2 protein-coding genes are annotated in these 1,792 nt (G+C 68.8%); one reads left to right on the forward strand and one right to left on the reverse strand.

Annotation, left to right across the window (positions count from 1 at the left end):
• Nucleotides 1-709, forward strand: a 709-nt coding sequence (locus tag ACOADB_RS24075) for a PQQ-dependent sugar dehydrogenase (RefSeq protein WP_378604755.1), incomplete at its 5' end; no start/stop codon positions are given.
• A 25-nt stretch (nucleotides 710-734) separates the two neighbouring features.
• Here ACOADB_RS24075 and ACOADB_RS24080 read toward each other — a convergent pair.
• Nucleotides 735-1,661: a hypothetical protein gene (locus ACOADB_RS24080; protein WP_378604758.1), complete on the reverse strand. Its 927-nt coding sequence runs from the start codon at nucleotides 1,659-1,661 to the stop codon at nucleotides 735-737.
• Nucleotides 1,662-1,792: the final 131 nt, after the last annotated feature.

The following is a 1,792-nucleotide window of genomic DNA, read 5'->3' on the forward strand; positions in this document are numbered from 1 at the left end:
GATCGTGCGCGCCCGCCTCGACGAGGGCGAGCTCGGCGAACCCGAGCCGATCCTGACCGGCATCCCGACCGGCGACATCCATGACGGCGGTCGGCTCGCCTTCGGAGCGGACGGCTACCTCTACGTGTCGACCGGCGAAGGCGGCCGGGAACAGCTCTCGCAGAACAGGAAGTCGCTGGCCGGGAAGATCCTGCGGATCACCACTGACGGCCAGCCCGCGCCCGGCAACCCGTTCAATTCGGCCGTGTGGTCGTGGGGCCACCGCAATGTGCAGGGCCTCGCCTTCGACGCCGATGGCTCGCTGTGGGCCTCGGAGTTCGGCAAGGACAAGGCCGACGAGCTCAACCGGATCCTGCCCGGGGCGAACTACGGCTGGCCGAAGGTCGAGGGCACGGGTGGCCCCAAGCGCTTCACCCAGCCCGACCTGACCTGGAAGACGGGCGTGGCGTCTCCCTCCGGTCTTGCGTACGCCGGCGGGTACCTCTGGATGGCTGCCCTGCAGGGCGAACGCCTGTGGCGGATCAAGGTCGCCGGTGGCCAGGTCAGTGACCCGACGTCGTACTTCGACGGTGCGACGGCCGGCGACTACGGCCGGCTGCGCACGATCGCCCGGGCTCCCGACGGTCGGCTGTGGCTGACCACCAGCAACGAGGACGGCCGCGGCACGCCCGCCCCCGAGGACGACCGGATCCTGCTCGTCGAGCCGTAGGTCCGGTCGCTCCGGAGCCATGTGCTCAGGCGGCCTTGTTCACCTCCATGACCGAGGGCTGCTGGAACGACCCGCCGGGCACCTTCGCGCGGACGAAGATCTGGACGTAGGTGCAACTGGCGCCGATGTTCTTGACCGTGACCGTCAGGTTCCGCTTGCCGAGCTTGGCCAACGGCGGACTCAGGTAGGTCCCGGCGAGGGCGGCAGCAGTGACGTCGACAGCACCATCCTTGACGGTGATGACCGGACCACAGGGACCCCCGTACTCGACCCAGAATCCGATGCTCGCCGAGGGGGCGGTCGAGTTCTGGAGCGTCGCGGTGAACGTCGCGACCTGGGTGCCCGCGATGGTCGGCGCGGTCACGATCTGGTTGAACCGTCCCGGTCCACCGACGGCCAGCTGGCTGCCGTTCTTGAGGAAGAGGTCGGCGGGGGTCGCTCCCGCGAGGACCGCCGGTTCCTCGGCCACGAGGTACACGGTGTCGATGAAGTACCCGTCGGTCCCGTACAGGTTGACGGTGGAGTAGTGCTCATAGGGAGCGGTGCCGACCGGGATCGGGATCTTGACCGTCAGGGTCTGGTTGCCACCGGGCGGGAGCGCCTTGGTGTAGTAGCCGTCGGGGCTGCTCGCGAGGGGCTTGAGGAGCAGCGTGCCGTCGTACAGCTGGGCCTGGGCACCGGTCCAGTCACTGATGTTGATGCGGTACTGCGCCAGCGTCGTCCCGGTGTTGCGGACCTGGAACGTGTACGTCATCAGCGCCCCCTCCTTGCCGGCGAGGCTGACCGCGTGCCCGGCGGTGTAGGCGGACCCGTTGGGCCCCTTCACGACGAGCAGGCCGGAGTGGCTGGCCGCGTTGGCGGCCGGTACGACGACGAGGGACGCGGCCAGGACGGCGCCGATCCCGAGGACCAGGGCGGCGAGTGCCCTGCGAGTTCTCTTCAAGCGTTGCATCGGGACTCCCCCAAGGAGTGGACGCGAACCACCCCCATGATGGTCCGTCACCGACCGACGCTAGACCGATTTGCCCGCCTTGACATGCCTCGAAATGACCAGTCCGCACAAGGTCGACGACGACCGGATCC

It is taken from the genome of Nocardioides sp. CPCC 206348 (assembly GCF_048654705.1).
Taxonomy (GTDB): domain Bacteria; phylum Actinomycetota; class Actinomycetes; order Propionibacteriales; family Nocardioidaceae; genus Nocardioides.